The following is a 21,418-nucleotide window of genomic DNA, read 5'->3' as shown; positions in this document are numbered from 1 at the left end:
AAATAAAATGGTATTATTCATATGCTAATAAAAAACAGATAATAAATAGTTATCAGTTATTAGAGTTGCAATGCTAAGAATCAGCACTACAAATTTCATCCTTATTAGGATATTATTTTTTTAAATTTTTGCAAATGTATTTTTATATTACGGAAATATCAATTTTATCAATTGAAAAATCTAACAAATATTTATTGCGTATCTTTTTTATAATAAATCATTTTTACCTACCTCAATTCCACCCAAACGCCACGGTGGTCGCTGGCCTGGCGGGAGGGGGGAGAGTCAAGGATGCCCATGGGGGGCTTGCGGCCAAGGCGCTTTTTCAGGGTATTGTTGATGAAGAGATGGTCAAAGGAGTGGTAGGTGTCTCCGTCTTCATAGTAGATGGTCCAGGTTTCCCCACGGGAATCCCTGGGTTTCAGGCGGTTCAGGCGGTATTCCGTTTTAGCCGGACCCTGGATGACCTGAACAGCGCTGTCCGCCGGACCGTCATTGAAGTCTCCGTACAAAAGCAGCGGCATGCCGTCCTGGGAGGCAATGGCTTCATTCAGGTAGTCCCGCAGGGCATACGCTTCCCTTCGCCGCGTGTCTTCTGCGGAACCGTCACGGCTGAGGCGCGATTTCAAATGAATGCCCACCAGGCGGAAGAGGCGGCCATCCGGCGTTTTCACCGTGGCGTCCAGAATGCCCCGCAGCATCGTTTTTTTCCTCTTCGTTTCTCCGGATACAGGCATGTCCGTCACGGAACGGTTGTCCACAATGGGATATTTGGAGAGAAGGGCCAATCCCCGGTCTTCTCCGTTCCGCATGACCAGGACCTTATGCGGTAACTGAACTCCTTTTCTTTTCAGCCGCATTTGCAGGTCGCGCACGGCGGCTTCCCCACCCATTTCTGACAATCCTACTATTTCTGCACCGGATTGACGGATGAGTTCGGCCACGGCCTCCCGTGCTTCGACAGGCTTGTATTTTACCTGGAAGTTGCTCCTGCGCGGATCTTCCGGTACAAAGTAGTTGCCAGCATTCATTGTGAATAACCTGACAGGTTCTCCCTTTTCCGGTATAGAGATTTTCTCCGGAACCCTTCCCTTCCCGGGCGCCTCCCGGGAGGCAGGGACCGCCTGCGGCGTATCCGTCAGCGGCTTCCATTCCATCAAGCCGTACCCCAGCACCGCGCACAGCACAACCAGGGCCGCGATGACGGAGGTTCCCCTGCGTTTTGACGTTTTCCTGATCATGTCCGTTCCCTTGAAAGATTTTCTCCATGAAGGACGTAGTGAATGAACAGGCCGAGCCGCACAAAATTTTCCGGCTTATTACTCGGCTTTCACTTCACTTTCATCCGTAGTTCATGATAAACCATGAATGTGCCTTCATTGCAACCCCAGAACGAGTCCCAGCCTGACGAGCAGACACTTTCCCAATATGCCGAACATACCAGGAAAAGCCTGATTGCGCGCCTGGAGAATTGGGAGGACCAGCGCACGTGGGATGAGTTTTACCGGACGTACTGGCGTCTTATTTATTCCGTCGCCCTCAAGGCCGGATTGAGGGAGGACGAAGCCTGGGACGTGGTGCAGGAGACCATTCTTTCCATCGCCAAGCAGAGCAAGAAGAATATTTACAAGCCGGAACAGGGTTCCTTCAAGCTCTGGCTCTGGAATATGACCCGCTGGCGCATTAACGACCAGTTCCGCAAGCGGAAGAAGGATACGGCCATGCTGATGAGCCCGGACGCCACGGAGAGCCAGGAACATCCCATCGACAAGATTCCGGACGAAGGGAAGAATAATTTTGACCAGGTGTGGGAGAGGGAGTGGCAGAATAACCTGCTCCAGGCGGCCCTGGAACGCGTCAAAGCGAAGGTGTCTCCCAAGCAGTTTCAAATTTTTGATTATTACGTGCTACGGGAGTGGGATGCGGCGAAGGTCCGCAGACAGCTCGGCGTCACGATTGCCCAGGTTTATCTGGCGAAGCACCGCGTAGGAAGCGCCTTGAAGAAAGAGCTGCAATTCCTTCATTCCCAGGAAGAGGAGAAGGAGAGATAGGCGGATGCCGCCCCGGTGCAACCGGGCCCGTTTCCCGCTTTTCTCCTGCCGTTCCGCTTTTCAGGAATGATTCCTTTATTTTGCCTCTTGCCAAGGCAGATGTTTTGTCGTTAGATAACGGCAACTGCAATGCCGCCCTCACGCAACAGACATTCCGCCCAGAGAGTTTTTACCTGGGACAAGATCAAGATGGCCCTGGCGGCGGCGGAAGAAGGGTTTTATATCTGGAATATCAAAACGGGCGTCATCCATTACACGGACCGCTGCCTGACCATGATGGGGGCCAGCCGCAAGGAGAAGGCCCCCAATATTTTCACCCAGCCGGAGCTTACCATCCACGAGGAGGACCAGGCCTTTTTTTCCCAGGAGGTGCGCCGTTACCTGGACGGCCATTCCCACATGCCCATGCGCATTGAAATACGCATGAAGAAGCTGAATTCCAAGAGCTGGAGCTGGGTCCGCATCAACGGACTGGCGCGCAGGGACAAGCAACGCCGCCCCGTCATGCTGGTGGGCGTATGGGTGAATATTACCCGGCGGAAAACGGCGGAGCTGCGCGCAGCGGAGGACAGGGACCTGTTCCACACCCTGATTGAGCACATTCCGGACAGCATTTATTTCAAGAACCGGGAATCGCGCTTCGTCCTGGCGAACACGGCCACGGCCAATAAATTGGGCGTCCCCACCCCGGCGGACCTGACGGGCCGGACGGACGGTTACTTTTTCGATCAGACGATGTCCGATATTTCCCGCAAGGAGGAGATGGACATCATGGCGACCGGACGCCCCATCCGCGCCCGCCTCCATCATGAAACATGGCTTCACAAGGATGATTCCTGGAGCCAGATCAGCAAGTTTCCTTGGTACGGCCGCAACGGGGACCTGAAGGGCATCGTGGGCATTTCCAGCGACGTCACCAAGCTGGTGAAGACGGAGATCAAGGCCACGGAAACAGCCCGTATTCTGGAAGAGCGCAACAAGTCCCTGGAGAAGGAGATAGATTTGGCCCGGGAAATCCAGTTCGCCCTGCTTCCCTATGAGATTCCCTCCCGCTCCCATACGGAACACGGCCTGACGCGCCATGTGGATTTCCACCACATTTTCACTCCTTCAGAGGGGGTGGCGGGCGATTGGTTCGATGCCTTTCCCGTGGGCAATTCCGGCGTAGGCGCCATCGTCTGCGACGTGATGGGCCACGGCATCCGCGCCGCCCTGATCGCTTCCATGCTCCGTGGCCTGATGGAGCAGTTGTCCCATCTGGCGGACAATCCGGCGGCCTTTTTGTCTTCCCTCAACCACCAGCTTGCCAAAATTCTGCAACGGGCGAATACCACCATGTTCGCCTCCGCCGTTTATATTTACCTGGATTTGGAAACCGGCGTCATGACCGCCTCCACGGCCGGGCACCCGCATCCCATTATCCTGGGGCCGGACGGAGTCGCCCGCAAGATGCCGCTGCCCAGGGGCATTGCCCTGGGGCTGCTGGATGATGCCACGTACCAGAACGCCCAGTTCCCCCTCCTGGCAGGTTCCCGCGTCCTGATGTATACGGACGGACTGACGGAAGCCGCCAATTCGGAAGGGGAAGAGCTGGGCGTGGAGAGGCTGATCGATTATTTTAACAACTCATCCCCCAAGAGCACCAAGGATTTTGTCCATCAGGCCCTTACCTGCGTAGCAAAGTTCACCGGCTGCACCAACCAGGCCGACGATATCTGCATGCTGGGCATCAGTTATTCCGAACACGAGGCAAAGCCGGGGCATTAACAAACCCGGTTCCTCCATTTTCCGGATATTTACCTCCTTCCTCCTTTTTTGCTGGGGAAAAATCCACATTCCGTCCGCCTGAAAAACAGGAATCATTCAAGCAGGAAGGCTATTTCCCGGAAGGACGGTCTGCCAAGTTTTCCTTTTTCCCTGAAGAGTCCTGCCGGCAGGGAGGCACATTCTCCCTGCAAGGCCGCAGATGATTCCCGCCAGGAGAAAAACGGCAGAAGCGGCTTTCAATTTTCCCGCAGGACCGGAATACGCCTGCTCTCTTTTCAGTAAAACAGGTTCAAGAACTTCCTTTCCAGCCTCTCCCAAGCCGCATTCCGGAATTCCCGCCGCCAGGAACTTCCCGAATCGCATCTTCCTGACCAATCCTTAAAAGCCAGCGGAATACGGGACGGCAGTTTTCCCATGCCGCCAAATGACAAGGATCCGTCAGGTTGCCTCAGGACAATCATCCGGAGAGAATTTGAAGTTGCGCCAGAACGGAACGCTCAGCATCCAGATGGAGAACAAGGCTTCCAGCCCTCCCGCCATGATGATCGTCGCCTGGACTCCCCAAACATCCACTACGGCTCCCCAGCCCATGGCCGCCAAAGGCTGCACCCCAATCGTAACGATGCTGAACAGCCCCAGAATGGCAGATTTGCGTTCCGGCGGCGCCAGAAGCTGCACGGCGGATGAAGAGGTGACAAAGAGGGAAGAAGTAGCCAGACCGGCAAAGAAGAAGCAGAGGGCCTGTATTTCCACCACGGGAATGATGCCGGCCACGCATAATGCGCTCCCCATCCACAGCGTGCCCGAGGAGAGCTTGGCCCCCACCCTGTCGCTTTTGCGCGCAAACGGCAGGACAAAGAGGATGCTCACCATGGCACCGGCTCCGACCGCTCCCAGAATGAGGCCGGTATTCCTTGGGTTCCCGTGCATCAATGCCGGAACAATCTGGTAAAGGGATTGCCCGCAGATGTTCTGAATGAGCGCGCTGATCATGATGAAGAGCAGGCTGCGCGTAGAAAGCACCGCCTTGAGCCCGGAGGCCTTTCTTCCGGCCCCGCGCTGCTTTTTAGGGGCGGAGGTATCCGCAACGCGCCCTTTCAGAGCCACCAGGCAGCCTATCAACGGCAGGCTTGCCACGACATTGCCGCCAAAGGCGGTTCCGGCCCCCCATTCCGCAATGATGTAGCCGGCCAGCGCCGGACCTACGGCGCGGCACGTGTTGAATACCAGGGAGTACATGCCCACGGCCTCCTGCAACTGCCTGCGCGGGATCAGATCGCCCACAAAAGCCTGCTGCGTGGGAAAACCCACTGTCTGGTTGACGCCCATGACCAGCCCGGCGGCATACAAGTGCCATAGCTGGAGCATATCCAGCATCGTCAGCAGAAACAGGGCTACGGCCACCAGCCATTGGACGCATTGCACGGCTATGAGCAGTTTTCTCCTGTCAAAACGGTCTCCCAGCCCGGCCAGCAGCATGCCGCCCAGAAAGAAAGGGAGCGCGTTCAGGGCGGCCAGAAAGCCCACCGCCGTGGCGGAGCCGCCGGAAATGTCGTACACAAGAATGCCCATGGCCGTCACCTGCAGCCACATCCCGATCAGGGCGGCGGCCTGCCCGGACCAGAAGATTTGCAGGTTCCTCACCTGAAGGGGCTTGAAAAAGCCCAGCCAGTCATTCAGCCATTTCATCAGCTCCGCCATCCTAGCCCCCGCCGCCGGAACCGTCCAGACGCGAGTGCGGCAACGGAAGCCCTCATAATCCCGGAACCCTTTTATTCCTCCGCGGTATAGCAGACCGGGTAGTCCTTGGAAGGCAGCCAGACGGGAAGGTCTTTCATCCTGTCCGCGGCGCGTTCGGAAACCGGCATGCGCCAGATTTTAAAGAAAGGCCCCATGTTTTTTCCCGTGACCTTGGAGAAGGCGTTCATGACCCATTCCCATTTCTTTTCATCACTCAGCTTGCCGTTGTCGTACGGCTTGTCATGGAATTGAAGGGCCACCTGCCGGAAAGCGTCAAATCCCAGATAGTACATCAGCTCCACCCAGAAGAAGAGCTGCACCTTATTGGGCGCTTCATTGTAGGTCTGGTCGCCGGAGAAGTATTTTTTCATCTCAGCGCTCATGCCGTACGGCCCCATGCCGCCGCCCCAGCAGGATTCAAAGTTTTTCCCGGTGCCCATTACCTCGCAGACCATGGAGAAGATGTTGACGGATACTTCCGTCTGGCCCTCCATCGTAAACGGAGGCGACTGGTGGTTATGCCCCAGTTCATGCCATAGCCCCCAGCTTCCGGAATGGATGATGGAGCCGCTGGCAATGGAGTCCGTCCAGTCCTTCGTAGCCATGGCGGGATAACCGGAATGCCCGGCCCCGGCGGAAATCTGCCTGTCCACGACAAAACGCATCGGGTGATGCAGGCGGTCCGGCTTGGTGTCCCATCCCATGATCCAGTCCTGGAGGGCCATGTTTTTTTGCAGGAATTCAGCCGTTTTCTGAACATCCGGGCACCGCTTCAACTGCTCCACGGGCATCGTGACAATGAGGCGGGGCATGCAGATTTCCCCCCACGGCGCCTTGGTATTTTCCAGTTGTTCGGCCCATTGTTCCGGAGTGGTCTTCCCCATGACGAAAAGAGGGGCCGGCACGGCTCCGGAAATCTGAACCTTGAATACTTTTCCCCGTTTGGAACGCTGGCCCACATTCACGTAAACCAGGCCGCCCATCGGGTTCACCATTTTCACGCGGCCCCGGTCCGCCGGAACCTGCATGGTTATTTCCGGAACCCTTTTCCATTCATCCAGCTTGTGCAGGCTGTCCGTATGGCACCCTATGCGCACGCTGACCGTGCTGTCCTTGGGCGCGCCGGACAGGGAAAAGGAGATTTCCCCTCCGGGGGGAGCATACAGTCCCGTACTGTGCCAGCCGCCGATGTTGGAATCTATTTCCACCGTCCTTCTGACCGTCTGGGCCCCGTCCTCCGGAACGCCGGGAAAATCCTTCGCCGCCGGGCACGCCTTCAGGGTGGAAAGCTTGGCGTCCTTCCATTCCCGGCATTTTTCCAGAAGCTCCTGCATGCGCCGGGTGTCATTACCTCTTTTCCACGGAGCGGCTCCCGCAGGGAATTCCTCCATTCCCGCCATTTTTTCCGCCTTGTCCCAGGACCATGTTTCCAGCGGCTTGTCCTTATCCGTTTGAATTTCATCCCTGGAGGGGATTGAGTAGACGGAAAGCTCCGGCATCCGGTTCTTCACAGGCTGGGGAAAACGCCCTTCCGGTTCAGGCTCATCTTCTTCTACAGGGATGTTTTCCTCCTGCCTGCGGGCCTGTTCCTCACGTTCGCGCCGTTCCAGCTCCTCCCTCCTCTTCTTTTCCTTCTCTTCGCGTTGAGCCTGCTCCCGGAGCTTTTGAGCCGCTTCCGCAGCCTGCCGTTCCTTCTTTTCCCTGGCTTCCTCACGCGCCTTTTGCTCTGCCTGCCTCTCCTTTTCCTTCTTCTCCCTGATTTCCCGCTCACGCTGCATTCTCTGTTTTTCAGCGGCTTCCCTGGCCTTCTTCTCCTTCATTTTACGCTCGGCAGTCAATTCCTGGGCAGCTTTCCTTTTTGCCAGGTTATCCTGGTACAGATAATATCCGGCGCCCGCGCCGCAAACCAGCAGAAGCACTAAAAACCAGCCTACGGCGGAACCTCTGGAGACGCTTCGGGTAAAAGAAGGAATATTCATGTGATCGGAATTCGGAATAAATCGTCATTATTTCTGCATCGCAGACATTTCTTGTCAATACGATTCTTCCTTTTCCGCGGGAGCTTTCATGGAAAGAACATTCCGGAAACCGATTTTCCCCGCATCCGGCGTCCCCCGTTTTTCAAGCGTCCGCTTCCGGAACCTCCGCCTTCATCCCGAAATGGGGGAACGCGCCATGCATCAGGCCGTCCAGCACGCCGCGGGTGCGCGGTTCCGGGCTGATGTATCCATGGCCGCAGGCTACCATGGCTTTCACTTCCTCCGCCGCATTGGAGGGACAGCACCGGAACGCTTCCGGCAAATGGCGCATGGCGTCCAGGTCATTGTGCCCGTCTCCGAAGATGGCCGCATGGACGGGAGGCACACCGAACCGTGAGGCTACAAAAGCCAGGGAAGTCCCCTTGTTGTAGTCGCGGTGGCTGAAACGCAGGTAGGGCCCAGCCCTCTGCGTGACGATTTCATCATACGGTCCAACCGTGTCCTGAATGACGCAGGAGACGTCATCCAGCCCGCAGGCATCGTTCACCACCAGGGAAAAAGCGTCATTGGCCTGCCTGCGGAGTTCCAGCCCGGAGAACCGGTGTTCCAGATGGTCCATCAATGATTCCAGCATTCCGCCGTAACGGGTGAACAGGTCGTCATGGGCCACGGAGCAGGCATCGTTCCACGGAACGCCGGGCATCAGCCGCCCTTCCGCATCCGCCAGATGAACGTTCCGTTCCATCGTCACCGTAAAATCCGGGGCAAACGCTTCCGGATTACCCTGGAACATGTCCATCAGCCCTTCCCGCAGGTAAACGGGGTCCCTCCCCGTATTGATGCCCCAGAGCACGCCGTACCGCGCCCGGAGTCCACGCATGGTTTTGAAAAAAACGCGTCTTTCCTCCGCAGGGCCCCCCAGCGTGAACAGGGTATCGTCAAAGTCAAAGGAGAAGAGATACCGGGGCAGTCCGGGCCTGGGCAAGGCACGGACCGGCAGAAAACGCATCAGTTCCATTTCAGGCCAGTCCTCCCTTCACCGCGGCGCGCCTCTCCGCATGCACGACGGGTTCCGCCAGCGGAATATCCTCCTCCACCGGCTCCGCCGAGGGAATGTGTTCTTCCACGGGTTCGGCGGAAGGAATGGTTTCCGGAACGGGTTCCGCCTCAGGGATGACTTCCTGCCGCGGCGCAGGCTTCTCCCGGCGTCCCGGCGCAGCGGGAGCGGGACGGGCTGCCGGGACGGCAGACGGCGGACGCGCCGCAGGGGCCGTTTTCCTTTCTCCTGCGGAAGCGGGGATTCTGGCCTCGGCGCCCACGCCGGCCCGCACCTGGCGGGCAATGGGGGTATTCATATCCACCGCATACGTGACGGGCAGGCTTCCGGCGGGAATTTCCTCTCCCGGCTTGCGCATGTGGATTTCCACCCTGCGGTTGGCAGCCTGGGCATTCCGGTCCCCCTTCGTGGAGACCACCGGGCGGGAGGCCCCGCAGGCGCGTATGTAGAGCCTGCATTCCCCGTTCGGGCGCGTCAGGGCAATGCCGTTGTCCTTCAGCCACTGGCGCACGGCATTGGCCCGCATCAGGGAGAGCACGGCATTATATTCTCCGGAACCGAAGCTGTCCGTATGCCCCTCTACAATGAAAATCGTGTCCGGGTTTTTCATCATCAGCCCGGCGAGCTGAAGCATGCTGAGGCGCGCGGAATTTTTCATCACCGCCTTGTTGTATTCAAACAGAAGGTCCGCGCCCAGCCTGCTGTAACCGCTGTCCTTGCCCAGGGAGGACTGGGCCATCAACTGGGAAAGTGATTTACTGCCGTCCGGCAGATGGGAATCATCCTGGCCGCCAGCCCCCTTGAGCTTGTTGTTGTACCATTCGTCCGGGTTGACCATGTCCGGCTCCGCCGTCTTGATAGTCGCCGGGCTGGCGGAAGTTTTCAGCATCTCGGGCGGAGAAGGTTCAGGCAGTCCCTTCGCGACGGCATTCATGTCCACCTGCGGCATTCTGGGGGCGAGGGATTCCGGCGGGGACGGAGTAACCGGATCGGCGGAAAAGCTGGTTTCCCCCGGAGCGATCACCACCTGTTCCGGCAGCATGTCCTCCAGGTCCGGCAATTCCGGCGGCACTTCCTCAAGCTGCTCGATATCCGGTTTTTCAACCACTTCCGCCACATCCGGTGCGGGACGGTCGTCCGCTTTCAGCACGATTTTCTCAGGCAGCGGCTTCCGGTCCTCCTGAACCGCGGGTGCCTTGTGCACATGAATGCCCAGGTCAAACCAGCTCAGAACGATGAAGCCCAGGTAGTGCACCAGCACGGCGGCAAGAAGGGCCCCCACCGCCACGGCGGCAAGATGGCGCGGCGCAGGCAGGATGAAACGGCTGCGCCTGCGGCGGTTCTCGCGGAGTTCACGGGTGTTTTCCTGATTGGCACTCACGGGATCATCAGCAAAAGGAGAGGCACGGTTCATGAACCGGAAGGAGCGGTGCCCGTAGCAGGTGCACTGTAGGTTTCATGGGACAACACCCTGGGCATGGGCATGCGCGTATTCTCATGAATCCATTCCGCAATGCCAGCCTGCAACTCGTCATCCCCGGCATAGACGTTGACCTTGTAGGTTTTCTCGAATTTCTCCCCCTTTTTTCCTTCAATGGAATGGAGGAAGGTCCGCTCCCGGGTGCCGTAGGGCTCGCCTTCCCGGATGGATTCATAAAGTTGTTTTTTCTCGTTTCTTAGGGAGTCGTAAATGCTCAGGCAATCCTCCAGGGTGGAGAAGAAGTACTGGTTCGTGCAGACCACCATGACGGGATAATCCAGTTTCAGGGCATCGTCTACGGGAGCCACGTCAAACGTACTGAAATCCGCACGCCAGTCAACGCCGGCATCCAGCAGCCAGTACGCGGCATAACACAGGGGCTTGCCCCAGTCCTGCTCCATTTCCCGGACGGCCACGGTTTTCAGGGAAGGAAAGCAGTCCATGCTGACCATGCAGCGGATGCGGGGATCTTCAGACGCGGCTTTCAGCAGCACCGCTGCCCCAAACCCCTGCCCTACGGCGGCCACGGGCGGCAATCCCCCCTGTTTCCGGGATACGGCGTCCAGCAGAGCCGTTACGTCCGCATATTCCTTCAATCCGTACGTGCAGAATTTCCGGGCGTCGTTTTTCCCGCGCGGATTCCATACCAGGCACGTGTAACCGGCTCCGGTCAGTCCTTCCGCCAGCGGCAGGGAGCCTTTCACCCCCTGGTCCCAGGAGGTGGCTATCACCACCAGCTCCGGCTTCGCCTCCAGATGCGGCATTCTTCCGCGCAGTTTCAAGGTATCCCGCACGCGGCTCTGGCGCGGGGACAAGGCCTCCGGACGCCCCGGACGCACCAGATAGCCTTCAATGGCGATACCGTCGGCGGAGACGGCTTCCACCGGCTCCATCACCAGGGAATCCGCAACGGGAGAAGCGGCGGGTTCATCCCCCCCCACGGGAACGAGCAACGGAGTGGACACATACCACGCAAACCACACCAGGACGCCCACTGCTGCCAGAAGGAGCAGAAGAAACAGTTGAACAAGACGTTTGAACATGGAAAAGCTGTACCCGGAAAGCGGTTGTCAGGAAGATTTTATCCCATCCTGTCTACGTTGACAACACTCAACTTCTATCAGGAGAATATCTTCCGCACGCCATTCCGGCCCGCATGGAGCCGTGCCGCACCGCCCTCCGCTGGACAGGCGCGGGCGCACGGACATGCGGTTCCGGCAAGCCTCCGTCCCTGCCCGGCGGCCAAATAACGCTTTATTTCCCGCCCCCGATCTGGCATCCTTGTCCCACCTTACTTTTTCATGGCAATCCAGGCCCGACATTTCCGCCAATGGTTCGCATTCCTCCTCCTGCTTGCGCTGGGAGGAACGGCGGCCTGGTTCCTGATGCCCCGGGAATGGTCCCAGATGCAATGGGAAATTCCCGGCACGCCGTCCGAATATCCCCTTGCCCAGCTTCTGCGGCCCTGGCTCATTCTCCTGGGCTGTTTCCTTCCGGCGCTGGGGATGCTGCTGTACAACCGTTCGGGCATCCTGGACAGGTATGTGGCGCGTACCTGGTTCACGGCTTTCATCATGTGCACGGCCATCCTCACGCTGATTTACATCATCGGCGATTTTGCGGACAATGTGGGGGACCTGATGAACCTGGATTCCCCCCTGGCGGGCACCTTCCGCTTCTACCTGAGCCAGCTGCCCATGATCCTGAACCTGATCCTTCCCTACACCCTTCTGCTGGGAACGCTCTGGGCGCTTACCAAGCTTTCCTCATCCTCGGAAATCACCGGCATGCTGCAATCCGGGAGATCCCTGCTCCGGATCAACGCCCCGGTCATCATCGGCGCCGTCTTTGCGGCCATCTACTTCGGCATCTTCGGGTTTCACTGGGCTCCCAATTCCACTCTGTACAGGAAATTGATGTTTTCCTCCCTGAGCCAGAATAAAAATGACGACGCCTCCCGGAGCACCATCTACAAGAACGACGCGGAATCCCGCATCTGGTACCTCGGCGACCCTCCCGGAATAGACTCCCCCGGCGAGCCGTTCAGGCAGGTGCGCGTGGAACAGTTCAGCGCGCCCGGAAAGATGGAGTACGAGTTGTTTGCGGATGAAGCCATGTGGGACCCGGCTTCCAGAACATGGACATTCCGGCAAGCCATCAAAAGGAATTATTCCCAGGAGGAACCCCGCCAGCTGAACGACGTGCCCGTGTTCGCCGGGCAGGAATACCAAACGTTGAAAGAGCATTATCCAGAGACTCCCTGGCAGTTGATTTCCCCCAACGTCCGCGTGGATACCCAGGGCACTCCGGCCCTCCAGGAAATCATCAGGTCCGGCACGACAAACGCCAAGTACCTCAGAAGCCTGCAAACGGAATGGCACGTCAGGATAGCCCGCATGTTTTCCTGCATTATCCTGACATTCATCGCCATTCCTTCCGCCATCACGTTCCAGCGGCGCTCCGCCATGTCCGGCATCGGCATTGCGCTGTTCCTGGCGGCGGCCATGCTGTTCCTGTATGAGTTTTTCCCCACGCTGGCCTCCGCAGGCTACCTCCCCACCTGGCTGGGGGCGTGGATGCCCAACATCATTTACACCATCATCGCCATCCGCCTGTTCCAGACCAAGCTGGCCCACAGAAGCTTCATGGAGATGCTGAGAGGCTTGAAAAAGACACCCGTCCATGACCAACCCTGACCACCTTGACGACTCCCTGGCAGCCGTCCGGAAAGCCCGCGAACTGCTCCACCGGGCACGCGCCGTGATTTTTGACTTTGACGGGCTGCTGGTGGATACGGAATACGCCATTTATTCCTCCTGGGAACGCGTGTTCGCATCCTGCGGCCACGCCCTCCCCCTGGATCTGTTCAACCAGTGCCTGGGGAGCGGCTACACCCACTGGAACCCCGGGGAGCATCTGGAACAACTGACGGGCCGCACCTTCGACTGGGAAGCCGTCAACGGCCGCCGCCAGGAGGAAATCGTCCGCGACCTGGAGCACGCCGGCCTTCTGCCAGGAGCCTGCGAACTCATCCGGAGCCTGGCGGAAGCCGGAACGCCCATGGGCGTCGCCTCCAGCTCTTCCCACCGCTGGGTGGACGGCTGGCTGAACAGGCTGGACATCATGCCCTATTTCCAGACCGTCGTCTGCCGTGACGACGGCCTTCCCGTCAAACCGGACCCGGCCCTGTTCCTGAAGGCTGCGGAAAACCTGGGCATGCAGCCGGCTGAATGCCTGGTGCTGGAAGATTCCCAGAACGGCACCACCGCCGCGCACCGCGCAGGAATGCCCGTCATCTCCATCCCGAACCGGGTGACGGAGCAGGCGGATTTTTCCCTGGCAACCAGTAAAATCCGTTCCCTGGCGGAACTTCTTTAGGAATTCGGGAATTCCGCCTTCCATTCCGTTACGCTTGTTTCTTGACGGAATTCCTTTCATGCCTTATGTAAGGAGAATGGCTTCCCAACGTACCCCATTATATCACTACCGCGTCAAAGACAAGATTGTGGGCCCTATCTGCCTGACAGACCTCCACGCCCTGCTTGTCTCCAAGAAGATTCTTCCGGATACCATGATCCGGGAGGAACATTCCCAGTGCTGGATGCCGCTCGCAACGGAGTTGCGCCGTCAGGAGCGCCTGGCGCGCCTCAGGGCATCCGCCTTCATGCTTTCCTGCCGCCCTCCTAAAAGCTGCCTCCTGTTTTACATCATTGCCCTTCTCCTTCTGGCCTGCGGCGTGGCGCATTCCATCATGCTCCACACCATCCTTTACATGGAAGTGCTGTTCGTGCCTGCCATAGCGTTTTTCATGGGAAAGATGCTGATGTACATGCACCTTCTTACCGGAGGCATGAGGAAAATGCCCGCCCAGGAACCGGAACGCTGACCAGACGCAAACATTTTCCTCCTCCCCGCTCTCTCCCCTGCAGCCTATGAGCCCGATACCCGCCAGAGCAACGCTCTACCATTACCGCACCGATGAGAAAACCGCCGGTCCCGTCAGCAAGGAAGTGATCGACACGCTGGCGGCAGCCGGCAAGCTTCCGTTTTCCACCACCATGGTCAGGAAAGAAGATTCCCGGAACTGGGTCCCCCTTTCCGCCATTCTGCAGAGGCGGATTAAATTCAAGGCGCTCCAGCCTTCAAAGAAGGAGCAGCCTTCCATCCGCATCCTGTTTTACGCAGCGGCAACCCTCTTTTTCTGCTTTGGCATCGTGATATTTTTCCTGACGAACCATGCCGAACTGGAAGTAATCATCCTGATTCCCTGCATCCTCGTTTTCATGGGCAAGCTTTTATGCTACGTCCACACGCTTGTGGAAAAGTGCGGCATTACCGCTGCTCCCGGCAGGGAATAAGAGCGCGGCGGAACGTCCGCCACCGTGTTGCACCCGGGCCGGGACGCCGTGCCGTCGGATAACTTGAAATAAAGAACCGCCGGGACCGTTGAAGATCCGGCGGTTTGAAAATTACTGTTACGGAGAATTATTTATTTAATTCCGCAACGGCGGCTTCCAGGCTGGGCACGTCTTCGATGGAGATGACGGTGGCATCCTTGCAGATGCGGCCCATCATGCCGGCCAGCGTCTTGCCCGGTCCCAGTTCAATGAAAAGGCGGTGGCCCTGGTCCACCAGCTTCTGCATGGAGGCCGTCCAGCGCACGGAGCCGCACACCTGGTGCTCCAGCACATTGCGGATGTCGTCCGGCCCTTCCACCACGCGGGCTTCATAGTTGCAATAGACGGGCATGGAAGGCGTGCCGAAGGAGACATTCTTGAGTTCCTCCGCCAGCTTCACCATGGCGCTGTGCATCAGGCGGGAATGGTAGGCTCCCGCCACATTGAGCTTCTTGGCGATCTTGCAGCCGGCAGCCTTGGCTCCGGCAATGGCCTTGTCCACGCCTTCTTCCGTGCCGGAAACGACCGTCTGGCCGGGGCAGTTGAAGTTGGCAACGTCCACGTCGCATTCCTGCGCCAGCTTGATGACGTTTTCATCCGTCCCGCCGATCATCGCGGCCATGGTGCCCTTCGTGGCGTTGCAGGCTTCCTCCATGAACGCGCCGCGCTTCTGGACCAGGCGAAGGCCTTCTTCAAAGGTATAGGTTCCGGCAGCCGCATGAGCCGTGAATTCACCCAGGGAAAGGCCGGCGGCAGCCACGGGATTCAGGGAAGGCGCCAGCTCCTTCAAGACGGCCAGGCAGGCCAGGCCATGCACGTAGAGAGCAGGCTGGCAGTTGCAGGTGCGGGTCAGTTCTTCGCCGGGGCCTTCAAACATGATGGAGGAGAGGGATTCCCCAAGCGCCTTGTCCGCCTGCTCAATCAGGGCCCTGGCTGCGGGATACTGGTCATACAAATCTTTGCCCATGCCTACTTTTTGGGCACCTTGTCCGGAAAACAATAATACTGCGTCCATAGTTGAGGCTGAATTATACCGTTCCGGCAGGAAAGAAGCAAGAGCGATCTTGCCACCGCACTTCCTCCGTAATCTCTTTACCGCCAATATGAATAGAAAATCCGCCCCGGTCTCTGCGAGAGGCCGGGGCGGATGGTTAAACCTGATGTGTCAGGGAACGGCCTTAGGCGGTTGCTTCCGTGGTTGCGGGAGCTTCTTCCTTTTCAGCCGTTTCGCGGGGCAGATCGATGATTTCGATCATGGCCACGAGGGCGGAGTCCGTCAGACGCTGGCCCAGCTTGACGATGCGGGTATAGCCGCCCTTGCGTTCCGCGCAGAGGGGAGCGATTTCATCAAACAGGCGCTTGACGGCAACCGTGTTGTGAATGGTGGCGGTAGCCAGGCGGCGGGAATGCACGTCGCCGCGCTTGGCGAGCGTGATCAGCTTTTCCACATAGGGACGGAGAGCCTTGGCCTTGGCCAGGGTGGTGGTGATGCGTCCGTTGAGGATGAGGCTGCATGCCTGGTTGGCGAGCAAAGCCCTGCGGTGAGAAGCGTTGCGCTGAAGCTTGGAGGTTTTTACACCGTGTCTCATGATGATATTTTTCTATGTGTGTTGGTTTTGTGAGATTTAGTCGTCGTCGTCTTCGATGTTGGCGGCAATCAGGTCTGCCAGGCCCACGGGGCTTTCCTCTTCCAGACCCAGGCGCGGCTTGGCCTGCGGCACGGGACCGGTAAGCAGGGAGGGATCCACCTGAACACCCAGGGAAAGGCCCAGTTCCAGCAGCTTGTCCTTGATTTCGTTGAGGGACTTCTTGCCGAAGTTGCGGTACTTGAGCATTTCGCTTTCGCTCTTCATGGCGAGCTGGCCAACGGTGGTGATGTTGGCGTTGTTGAGGCAGTTGGCGGCGCGCACGGAAAGCTCGATTTCGTTGACGCTCATGTTGAGCAGCTTGCGCAGGCGGGCCGTTTCCTCGTCCTGGACGGCAGAAGGAGCTTCTTCAAAGTTGACCTGCTTGTCGTCATAGTTGACGAAGACGTCCAGGTGGTGGCGCAGAATGGCGGAGGCCTGGAGCATGGCGTCTGCGGGGGAGATGCGGCCGTCCGTCCATACTTCAAGGATCAGCTTGTCGTAGTCGGTCATCTGGCCCACACGGGTATTCTGCACGGAGTACTTCACGCGGGTGACCGGGGAGAAAATGGAGTCGATCGGGATCACGCCAATGGGCATGTCCGGCACCTTGTTTTCGTCGCCGGTGGCAAAGCCGCGGCCCACGCGCACCTGGAATTCGCATTCGAACATGGTGTCCTGGTCCAGGGTGCAGATGATTTGATCGGGATTGACCACCTGGTAGGTGGTGTCGTCAGTGATGTCGGCGGCGGTCACGACGCCCTGCTTGTGCACGCGCAGGGAGAGCAGGCGCGGTTCCTTGCCGTTGTGCTTGAACTTGACCTTTTTCAGGTTCAGCACGATTTCCGTCACGTCTTCCACCACGCCGGGCAGGGAGGAGAATTCATGCTGTGCGCCGGCGATGCGGACGGAGGTGATGGCGGCGCCTTCAAGTGAACCCAGAAGAACGCGGCGCAGGGAGTTGCCAAGCGTATGGCCGTAACCGTTTTCAAACGGTTCCGCCACGAAGGTCAGATGATTCGCATCATTCGGGTCTTCAATTTTTTCCAGACGGCTGGGAACTTCAAAGCGGGCCAGCGTGGTAACGGCGGTTTCTTCTGCAGTAGTGGTTTCGTTTTCCGACATAATTGTATGTAATGTACCGGGTTTCCCCTCAGCACGGGCATGGCGGGCAATCCGCCTGAAGGACCTACGGCATGTTTTGGAAACTCCCGTGCGGGGAGCAATTTAACGATCTGTTTTCAACAATCAACTCTTTTCATGTCCGCCGGCAAATTTTCTGTGACTTAACGTGCGTCATCTGGCATAGTGGGGCAAACCTATATACCAACTCATGAAGCATCCTGATTTTTTGGACAACAGGGATTTTACGGGGGAAGACAAGAAGCGCCCCTCCACCATGTCCATGGACACCAGCTACCAGGCTCTGGAAGGAGTCGTCAAAAAACTTTCCGAAATAGCCTCCACCAGGCACGATCCCCGTTACCTCCAGGAGTATATCAAGACGGGCATCAACATGGCGCAGTCCGAAGCCTCCGACCACGATTTTACCGTCCTGATCCGTTCCGGGCGGGAGATGTACCGGGCCAACTGCGTTTTCGCCCCGTACCGCCACATCCGCAAGATTTCCGTGTTCGGCTCCGCGCGCATCAGGAATGATGAGCCGGCGTATGAAACGGCGCGGGAGTTCGCCAGGGAAGCCAGCGAACACGGTTACATGGTCATTACGGGTGGCGGACCGGGCATCATGCAGGCGGCCAATGAAGGAGCCGGCGAGCAACGCTCCTTCGGCCTGAACATCACCCTGCCGTATGAGCAGACTTCCAACCACGTGGTAGCCCACAGCGACAAGCTGATCAATTTCTATTATTTCTTTGTCAGAAAGCTGAATTTCGTAGCGGAAAGCGATGCCATGGTGGCGTTCCCCGGCGGCTTCGGCACCATGGACGAGGTGTTTGAAACCCTCACCCTGATCCAGACGGGGAAGGCCACCATTTACCCGATCGTCCTTCTGGATTCCCCCGGCAAGACTTTCTGGCTGAACTGGCTGGCCTTCATCCGCGTGGAACTGGTGGATTCCGGCCTGATTTCCGCGGATGACCTGCACCTCATCCACGTCACCAAGAATCCGGCGGAGGCCATGGAGCACATCGACCGCTTCTACCGCATTTTCCACTCCTACCGTTTTGTCAGGGACGCCATCGTCATCCGCCTGAACACGCACCTGCCCGCCCAGTGGGTGGAGCATCTGGAACGGGATTTTTCAGACCTGATCCTGCCCGGGGGAAGAATGGTCCAGAGCGGACCGCTCCCGGATGAGGCGGACGAACCCCACCTGGACCGGCTGCCACGCCTCATTTTCCCCATCAAACGCGGCAATTACGGCAGGCTGAGGCTTCTGATTGACCGCATCAACCAGACGCCCAGCCGGACTTATTCCCCACCCTCCCATGTCTGACGCCCTTCCCGCGTGGCTGATTCCGCTGATTTTCGGCCTGATGGGAGCCTGCATCGGCTCCTTCCTGAACGTAGTCATTTACCGGACGCCGCTGGGCATCTCCGTCAATGATCCGGCGCGCTCCTTCTGCCCGGAATGCGAGGAAGCCATTCCGTGGTACCTGAATATTCCGGTGCTAAGCTGGCTGGCGCTCCGGGGAAAATCCGCCTGCTGCGGAACGCGCATCAGCTTCCGCTATTGCTTCGTGGAGCTGCTTACGGCCCTGCTTTTCGCCGCCCTGGGGTGGAAGTACGCGGACGCCTCCGCGGAAGCCGCCGTGCTGCTCTGCCTGTGGACTGCCATGGCCATCGTCATCATGTTCATTGACGCGGAGCATCTGATCGTATTCCGCACCCAGGCGCTCATCGGCGCCGCAGCCGGAGTGGGAGCCTGTGCCCTTTACCCGTTTCTCCTGCCGGACAATGACGTCATGACCTGGACGGACGCCTTCACGGCCTCCGTGCTGGGGGGAATCGCCGGGTATGCCGCCATCAGGCTGGTGATTGAACTGGGCAAGCTCCTGTTCGGCACCTGGAAGCAGCACTTTGACGCTCCCGCTCCGTGGAGCCTGAAGGAGCCGGAATCCGACCGGGACGAGCTCCAGCTCATTATCAACGGACAGCCTCACGACTGGTCCATGCTTTTCCACCGGGCCACGGACAAGGCCGTCATTTCCGGGGGCTCCGTCACCATTGACGGGGAAACGCTCCCTCCCTGCTCCGTCATCCTGCGCCAGGACAGGATAGAGCTGGAGAACGGAGACGTTTTCCCGCTGGAAGACCTGGAAAGCGTGGAAGGAACCATGACGGATATTCGCGCGCAGCGGGAAGCCATGGGCTCCGGTGATGCCTGGATTCTGATGATGGCCGGATGCGTGGGCGGATGGCAGGGCGCGGTGTTCTGCCTTTTCCTCGGCTCCCTGCTGGGGATTGTGCAGGCAGTCGTTTCACGCATGGGGTTCGGCAGGAATCTTCCCTTCGGCCCCGCTCTGCTCAGCGCCGCCCTGATCTGGCTACTGGGTGGCGACCAGTGGTGGCTGGCCTATCTCCGCTTCATTTCCGGAGAATAATTTTTCCCTCCATGACACGGCTGGACCGCAACCCTTCCGGGCTGCGGTCTTTTTTTTATAGATTTATTTCATATTCAACAGCTTTACCATTCTGCACCCCGGCAGAAAAAAGGAAGCCCCGCAAAGGCTCCGGCCGCCCCTTTCCGGAGCACGCACGTTTTTATTTTGCAACCAGGACGAATTCCGGGGGTTCATCCTAGCAAAGGGAGGCGTTTCCACCTGTTTGAGATATCACAGCGCGACGCCCCTTTCCGAAACGCATCAAACCTCACCACTCAAAGTTATGACCAAGCAAATGATTATCGCCGCGGCCTTTGCCGCATGCTCCGCGTTCGCTCAGGACGCGCCGCCGCCCCCCGCCCCGGACGCACCTTCCGACGCTCCGGAAATGCAGCCCCCCCCTGAAAGAAGGGGAGGCCCCCGCCACCGCGCCGGAGGCAGGGACCGCCAGGGCCCAAGTCCGGAACGGGCCAACCTCCAAATGAGGAGAATTGATCCCGGCATCATGATCATCGGGGAAGAACTGGTCATGGCCAAGTATGACACCGACAAGGACGGCAAGCTTTCCGACGAGGAAATAGCCGTTCTCCAGGCGGACGTCAAGAAAGCCCAGGAAGCCAGGAAGGCAGCCATCCTGAAGAAGTTCGACAAGGACGGCGACGGCAAGCTTTCCAAGGAGGAAAGAAAGGCCATGCAGGAAGAATGGCTCAAGGACCATCCGGAAGCCGCCAAGCGCATGGAAGAAATGAAGGCCCGCCAGGAAGCCCGCAAGGCCGAAATGCTTAAGAAGTATGACAAGGACGGCGACGGCAAGCTTTCCGACGAGGAAAAGAAAGCCATGCGGGAGGACTGGGCCAAGGACCACCCGGAAGCCGCCAAGCGCATGGAGGAAATGAAGGCCCGCCAGGAAGCCCACGCTGCCAACATGATCAAGAAGTTTGACAAGGACGGCGACGGCAAGCTTTCCCCGGAAGAATTGCAGGCTATCCCTCCCCATCACGGCCAGCCCGGCCCGCATCATGCCGCGCCCGGCGGTCCCAAGGGACCGGGTGCGCCCAAGATGGATGGCCCGCGCCGTCCCGGAGGCCCCAGGGCTGAAGGACCCCGCGCGCCCAGGGGACCGGAAGGACGCAGAGGCGGTGAAGGACGCCGCGGAGACGGTGACCGCGGTCCCCGCGGCAACCGTCCGGACGGCCCCCGCCCCCAGCTTGATCCCAACCGCGCCCCCATCATGGCGGCCGGCTGGATCCTGATTGAGGAAAAGTATGACGCCGACAAGGACGGCAAGCTGAATGAAGCTGAAATGGCACAGCTCAACGCTGACGCCTCCAAGGCTCTGGAATCGCGCCGTTCCGCTCGCAGGGAAGCCAGGAAGGCAGCCCGCGGCAATAACGACATGCCCCCTCCCCCCGCTCCGGTCCAGGAAGAAGGGGATGATGAGTAAGTTCACCCGCAGAAACGCATAGCAGAAACAGAGAGACGGCCCCGTCTGCCTTACGGCAGGCGGGGTTTTTCTTATCAGGGAAAAGGAATTAGGGGTTATAGGGAACTTTAGGGATTATAGGGAATTCCCATCATTACCCCTCTTACCCCTCTTACCCCTCTTACCCCTCTTACCCCTCTTACCCCTCTTACCCCTCTTACCTAGCAAACTCTTGGACTTACTTAACCCTTCCCCTTCCTTCCACCAAGAAACAGACCGGGGGAGGCATGCGGCCTCCCCCGGTCAGAGTTAACGAATCAATTTCCTGCCGCG

Annotated in this window: 18 protein-coding genes; 9 read left to right on the top strand and 9 right to left on the bottom strand. The window is 58.5% G+C overall.

Annotated features, from left to right (window positions below):
• Positions 1 to 227 precede the first annotated feature (227 nt).
• Complete coding sequence (locus HJW02_RS03925) at positions 228 to 1,241, bottom strand: endonuclease/exonuclease/phosphatase family protein (RefSeq protein WP_102733112.1); 1,014 nt, start codon at positions 1,239 to 1,241, stop codon at positions 228 to 230.
• Between the two features lie 123 nt (positions 1,242 to 1,364).
• Here HJW02_RS03925 and HJW02_RS03920 point away from each other — a divergent pair, with 123 nt between their 5' ends.
• Together HJW02_RS03920 and HJW02_RS03915 are read left to right on the top strand one after the other, a co-directional pair.
• Complete coding sequence (locus HJW02_RS03920; RefSeq protein WP_022397257.1) at positions 1,365 to 2,051, top strand: sigma-70 family RNA polymerase sigma factor; 687 nt, start codon at positions 1,365 to 1,367, stop codon at positions 2,049 to 2,051.
• Between the two features lie 129 nt (positions 2,052 to 2,180).
• Entirely contained in the window at positions 2,181 to 3,818 is a 1,638-nt protein-coding gene (locus HJW02_RS03915) for a SpoIIE family protein phosphatase (RefSeq protein WP_102722727.1), read from the top strand.
• A gap of 438 nt (positions 3,819 to 4,256) precedes the next feature.
• Here HJW02_RS03915 and HJW02_RS03910 read toward each other — a convergent pair whose 3' ends face one another.
• From HJW02_RS03910 to HJW02_RS03890, 5 genes are all read right to left on the bottom strand, one after another.
• Positions 4,257 to 5,507, bottom strand: coding sequence for an MFS transporter (locus HJW02_RS03910; RefSeq protein ID WP_180970954.1), 1,251 nt, complete (start codon positions 5,505 to 5,507; stop codon positions 4,257 to 4,259).
• A gap of 83 nt (positions 5,508 to 5,590) precedes the next feature.
• Positions 5,591 to 7,537, bottom strand: coding sequence for a M60 family metallopeptidase (locus HJW02_RS03905; protein ID WP_102722725.1), 1,947 nt, complete (start codon positions 7,535 to 7,537; stop codon positions 5,591 to 5,593).
• Positions 7,538 to 7,679: 142 nt separating this feature from the next.
• Positions 7,680 to 8,522, bottom strand: a complete 843-nt coding sequence (locus tag HJW02_RS03900; protein WP_180971842.1) for an HAD hydrolase family protein — start codon at positions 8,520 to 8,522, stop codon at positions 7,680 to 7,682.
• A gap of 34 nt (positions 8,523 to 8,556) precedes the next feature.
• Positions 8,557 to 9,975: an OmpA family protein gene (locus tag HJW02_RS14130; RefSeq protein WP_180970955.1), complete on the bottom strand. Its 1,419-nt coding sequence runs from the start codon at positions 9,973 to 9,975 to the stop codon at positions 8,557 to 8,559.
• Between the two features lie 29 nt (positions 9,976 to 10,004).
• Positions 10,005 to 11,117 (bottom strand): hypothetical protein, encoded by a 1,113-nt coding sequence (locus tag HJW02_RS03890; protein ID WP_102722722.1) that lies wholly within the window; start codon positions 11,115 to 11,117, stop codon positions 10,005 to 10,007.
• Between the two features lie 258 nt (positions 11,118 to 11,375).
• Between HJW02_RS03890 and HJW02_RS03885 the strand changes: the two genes are divergently transcribed.
• From HJW02_RS03885 to HJW02_RS03870, 4 genes are all read left to right on the top strand, one after another.
• Positions 11,376 to 12,770 (top strand): LptF/LptG family permease, encoded by a 1,395-nt coding sequence (locus HJW02_RS03885; RefSeq protein WP_102722721.1) that lies wholly within the window; start codon positions 11,376 to 11,378, stop codon positions 12,768 to 12,770.
• Positions 12,757 to 13,452: an HAD family hydrolase gene (locus HJW02_RS03880; protein ID WP_022397265.1), complete on the top strand. Its 696-nt coding sequence runs from the start codon at positions 12,757 to 12,759 to the stop codon at positions 13,450 to 13,452. The genes HJW02_RS03885 and HJW02_RS03880 overlap by 14 nt, the downstream gene beginning before the upstream one ends.
• Positions 13,453 to 13,528: 76 nt before the next feature.
• Positions 13,529 to 13,960, top strand: coding sequence for a DUF4339 domain-containing protein (locus HJW02_RS03875; protein WP_102726859.1), 432 nt, complete (start codon positions 13,529 to 13,531; stop codon positions 13,958 to 13,960).
• Between the two features lie 46 nt (positions 13,961 to 14,006).
• Complete coding sequence (locus HJW02_RS03870) at positions 14,007 to 14,432, top strand: DUF4339 domain-containing protein (protein ID WP_022397267.1); 426 nt, start codon at positions 14,007 to 14,009, stop codon at positions 14,430 to 14,432.
• 127 nt (positions 14,433 to 14,559) lie between these two features.
• Here the strand turns inward: HJW02_RS03870 and fabD are convergent, their stop codons facing one another.
• The 3 genes from fabD to HJW02_RS03855 form a co-directional block, all read right to left on the bottom strand.
• A complete protein-coding gene (gene fabD, locus HJW02_RS03865) occupies positions 14,560 to 15,486 on the bottom strand; it encodes an ACP S-malonyltransferase (protein WP_102722719.1) in 927 nt (308 codons plus the stop codon).
• Between the two features lie 163 nt (positions 15,487 to 15,649).
• Entirely contained in the window at positions 15,650 to 16,060 is a 411-nt protein-coding gene (gene rplQ / locus HJW02_RS03860) for a 50S ribosomal protein L17 (RefSeq protein WP_022397269.1), read from the bottom strand.
• 36 nt (positions 16,061 to 16,096) lie between these two features.
• On the bottom strand, positions 16,097 to 17,221 hold the full coding sequence (locus tag HJW02_RS03855) for a DNA-directed RNA polymerase subunit alpha (protein WP_022397270.1): 1,125 nt from the start codon (positions 17,219 to 17,221) through the stop codon (positions 16,097 to 16,099).
• A 208-nt stretch (positions 17,222 to 17,429) separates the two neighbouring features.
• Here HJW02_RS03855 and HJW02_RS03850 point away from each other — a divergent pair, with 208 nt between their 5' ends.
• The 3 genes from HJW02_RS03850 to HJW02_RS03840 all read left to right on the top strand — a co-directional run bounded on the left by HJW02_RS03850 (position 17,430) and on the right by HJW02_RS03840 (position 21,106).
• On the top strand, positions 17,430 to 18,554 hold the full coding sequence (locus tag HJW02_RS03850) for a TIGR00730 family Rossman fold protein (protein ID WP_022397271.1): 1,125 nt from the start codon (positions 17,430 to 17,432) through the stop codon (positions 18,552 to 18,554).
• Positions 18,547 to 19,662 (top strand): A24 family peptidase, encoded by a 1,116-nt coding sequence (locus HJW02_RS03845; RefSeq protein WP_102722718.1) that lies wholly within the window; start codon positions 18,547 to 18,549, stop codon positions 19,660 to 19,662. The genes HJW02_RS03850 and HJW02_RS03845 overlap by 8 nt, the downstream gene beginning before the upstream one ends.
• 283 nt (positions 19,663 to 19,945) lie before the next feature.
• Complete coding sequence (locus tag HJW02_RS03840; protein ID WP_102722717.1) at positions 19,946 to 21,106, top strand: EF-hand domain-containing protein; 1,161 nt, start codon at positions 19,946 to 19,948, stop codon at positions 21,104 to 21,106.
• Positions 21,107 to 21,418: the final 312 nt, after the last annotated feature.

This window comes from Akkermansia sp. GGCC_0220, from assembly GCF_017566105.1.
Taxonomy (GTDB): Bacteria; Verrucomicrobiota; Verrucomicrobiia; order Verrucomicrobiales; family Akkermansiaceae; genus Akkermansia; species Akkermansia massiliensis.
This window is presented reverse-complemented; position numbering and strand designations above follow the sequence as displayed.

What these genes read in the sequence shown, in the direction of transcription:
- HJW02_RS03925 (WP_102733112.1), bottom strand. Translation starts at nt 1,241, where the DNA reads ATGATCAGGAAAACGTCAAAACGCAGGGGAACCTCCGTCATCGCGGCC.
- HJW02_RS03920 (WP_022397257.1), top strand. Translation starts at nt 1,365, where the DNA reads ATGAATGTGCCTTCATTGCAACCCCAGAACGAGTCCCAGCCTGACGAG.
- HJW02_RS03915 (WP_102722727.1), top strand. Translation starts at nt 2,181, where the DNA reads ATGCCGCCCTCACGCAACAGACATTCCGCCCAGAGAGTTTTTACCTGG.
- HJW02_RS03910 (WP_180970954.1), bottom strand. Translation starts at nt 5,507, where the DNA reads ATGAAATGGCTGAATGACTGGCTGGGCTTTTTCAAGCCCCTTCAGGTG.
- HJW02_RS03905 (WP_102722725.1), bottom strand. Translation starts at nt 7,537, where the DNA reads ATGAATATTCCTTCTTTTACCCGAAGCGTCTCCAGAGGTTCCGCCGTA.
- HJW02_RS03890 (WP_102722722.1), bottom strand. Translation starts at nt 11,117, where the DNA reads ATGTTCAAACGTCTTGTTCAACTGTTTCTTCTGCTCCTTCTGGCAGCA.
- HJW02_RS03885 (WP_102722721.1), top strand. Translation starts at nt 11,376, where the DNA reads ATGGCAATCCAGGCCCGACATTTCCGCCAATGGTTCGCATTCCTCCTC.
- HJW02_RS03880 (WP_022397265.1), top strand. Translation starts at nt 12,757, where the DNA reads ATGACCAACCCTGACCACCTTGACGACTCCCTGGCAGCCGTCCGGAAA.
- HJW02_RS03875 (WP_102726859.1), top strand. Translation starts at nt 13,529, where the DNA reads ATGGCTTCCCAACGTACCCCATTATATCACTACCGCGTCAAAGACAAG.
- HJW02_RS03870 (WP_022397267.1), top strand. Translation starts at nt 14,007, where the DNA reads ATGAGCCCGATACCCGCCAGAGCAACGCTCTACCATTACCGCACCGAT.
- fabD (WP_102722719.1), bottom strand. Translation starts at nt 15,486, where the DNA reads ATGGACGCAGTATTATTGTTTTCCGGACAAGGTGCCCAAAAAGTAGGC.
- rplQ (WP_022397269.1), bottom strand. Translation starts at nt 16,060, where the DNA reads ATGAGACACGGTGTAAAAACCTCCAAGCTTCAGCGCAACGCTTCTCAC.
- HJW02_RS03855 (WP_022397270.1), bottom strand. Translation starts at nt 17,221, where the DNA reads ATGTCGGAAAACGAAACCACTACTGCAGAAGAAACCGCCGTTACCACG.
- HJW02_RS03850 (WP_022397271.1), top strand. Translation starts at nt 17,430, where the DNA reads ATGAAGCATCCTGATTTTTTGGACAACAGGGATTTTACGGGGGAAGAC.
- HJW02_RS03845 (WP_102722718.1), top strand. Translation starts at nt 18,547, where the DNA reads ATGTCTGACGCCCTTCCCGCGTGGCTGATTCCGCTGATTTTCGGCCTG.
- HJW02_RS03840 (WP_102722717.1), top strand. Translation starts at nt 19,946, where the DNA reads ATGACCAAGCAAATGATTATCGCCGCGGCCTTTGCCGCATGCTCCGCG.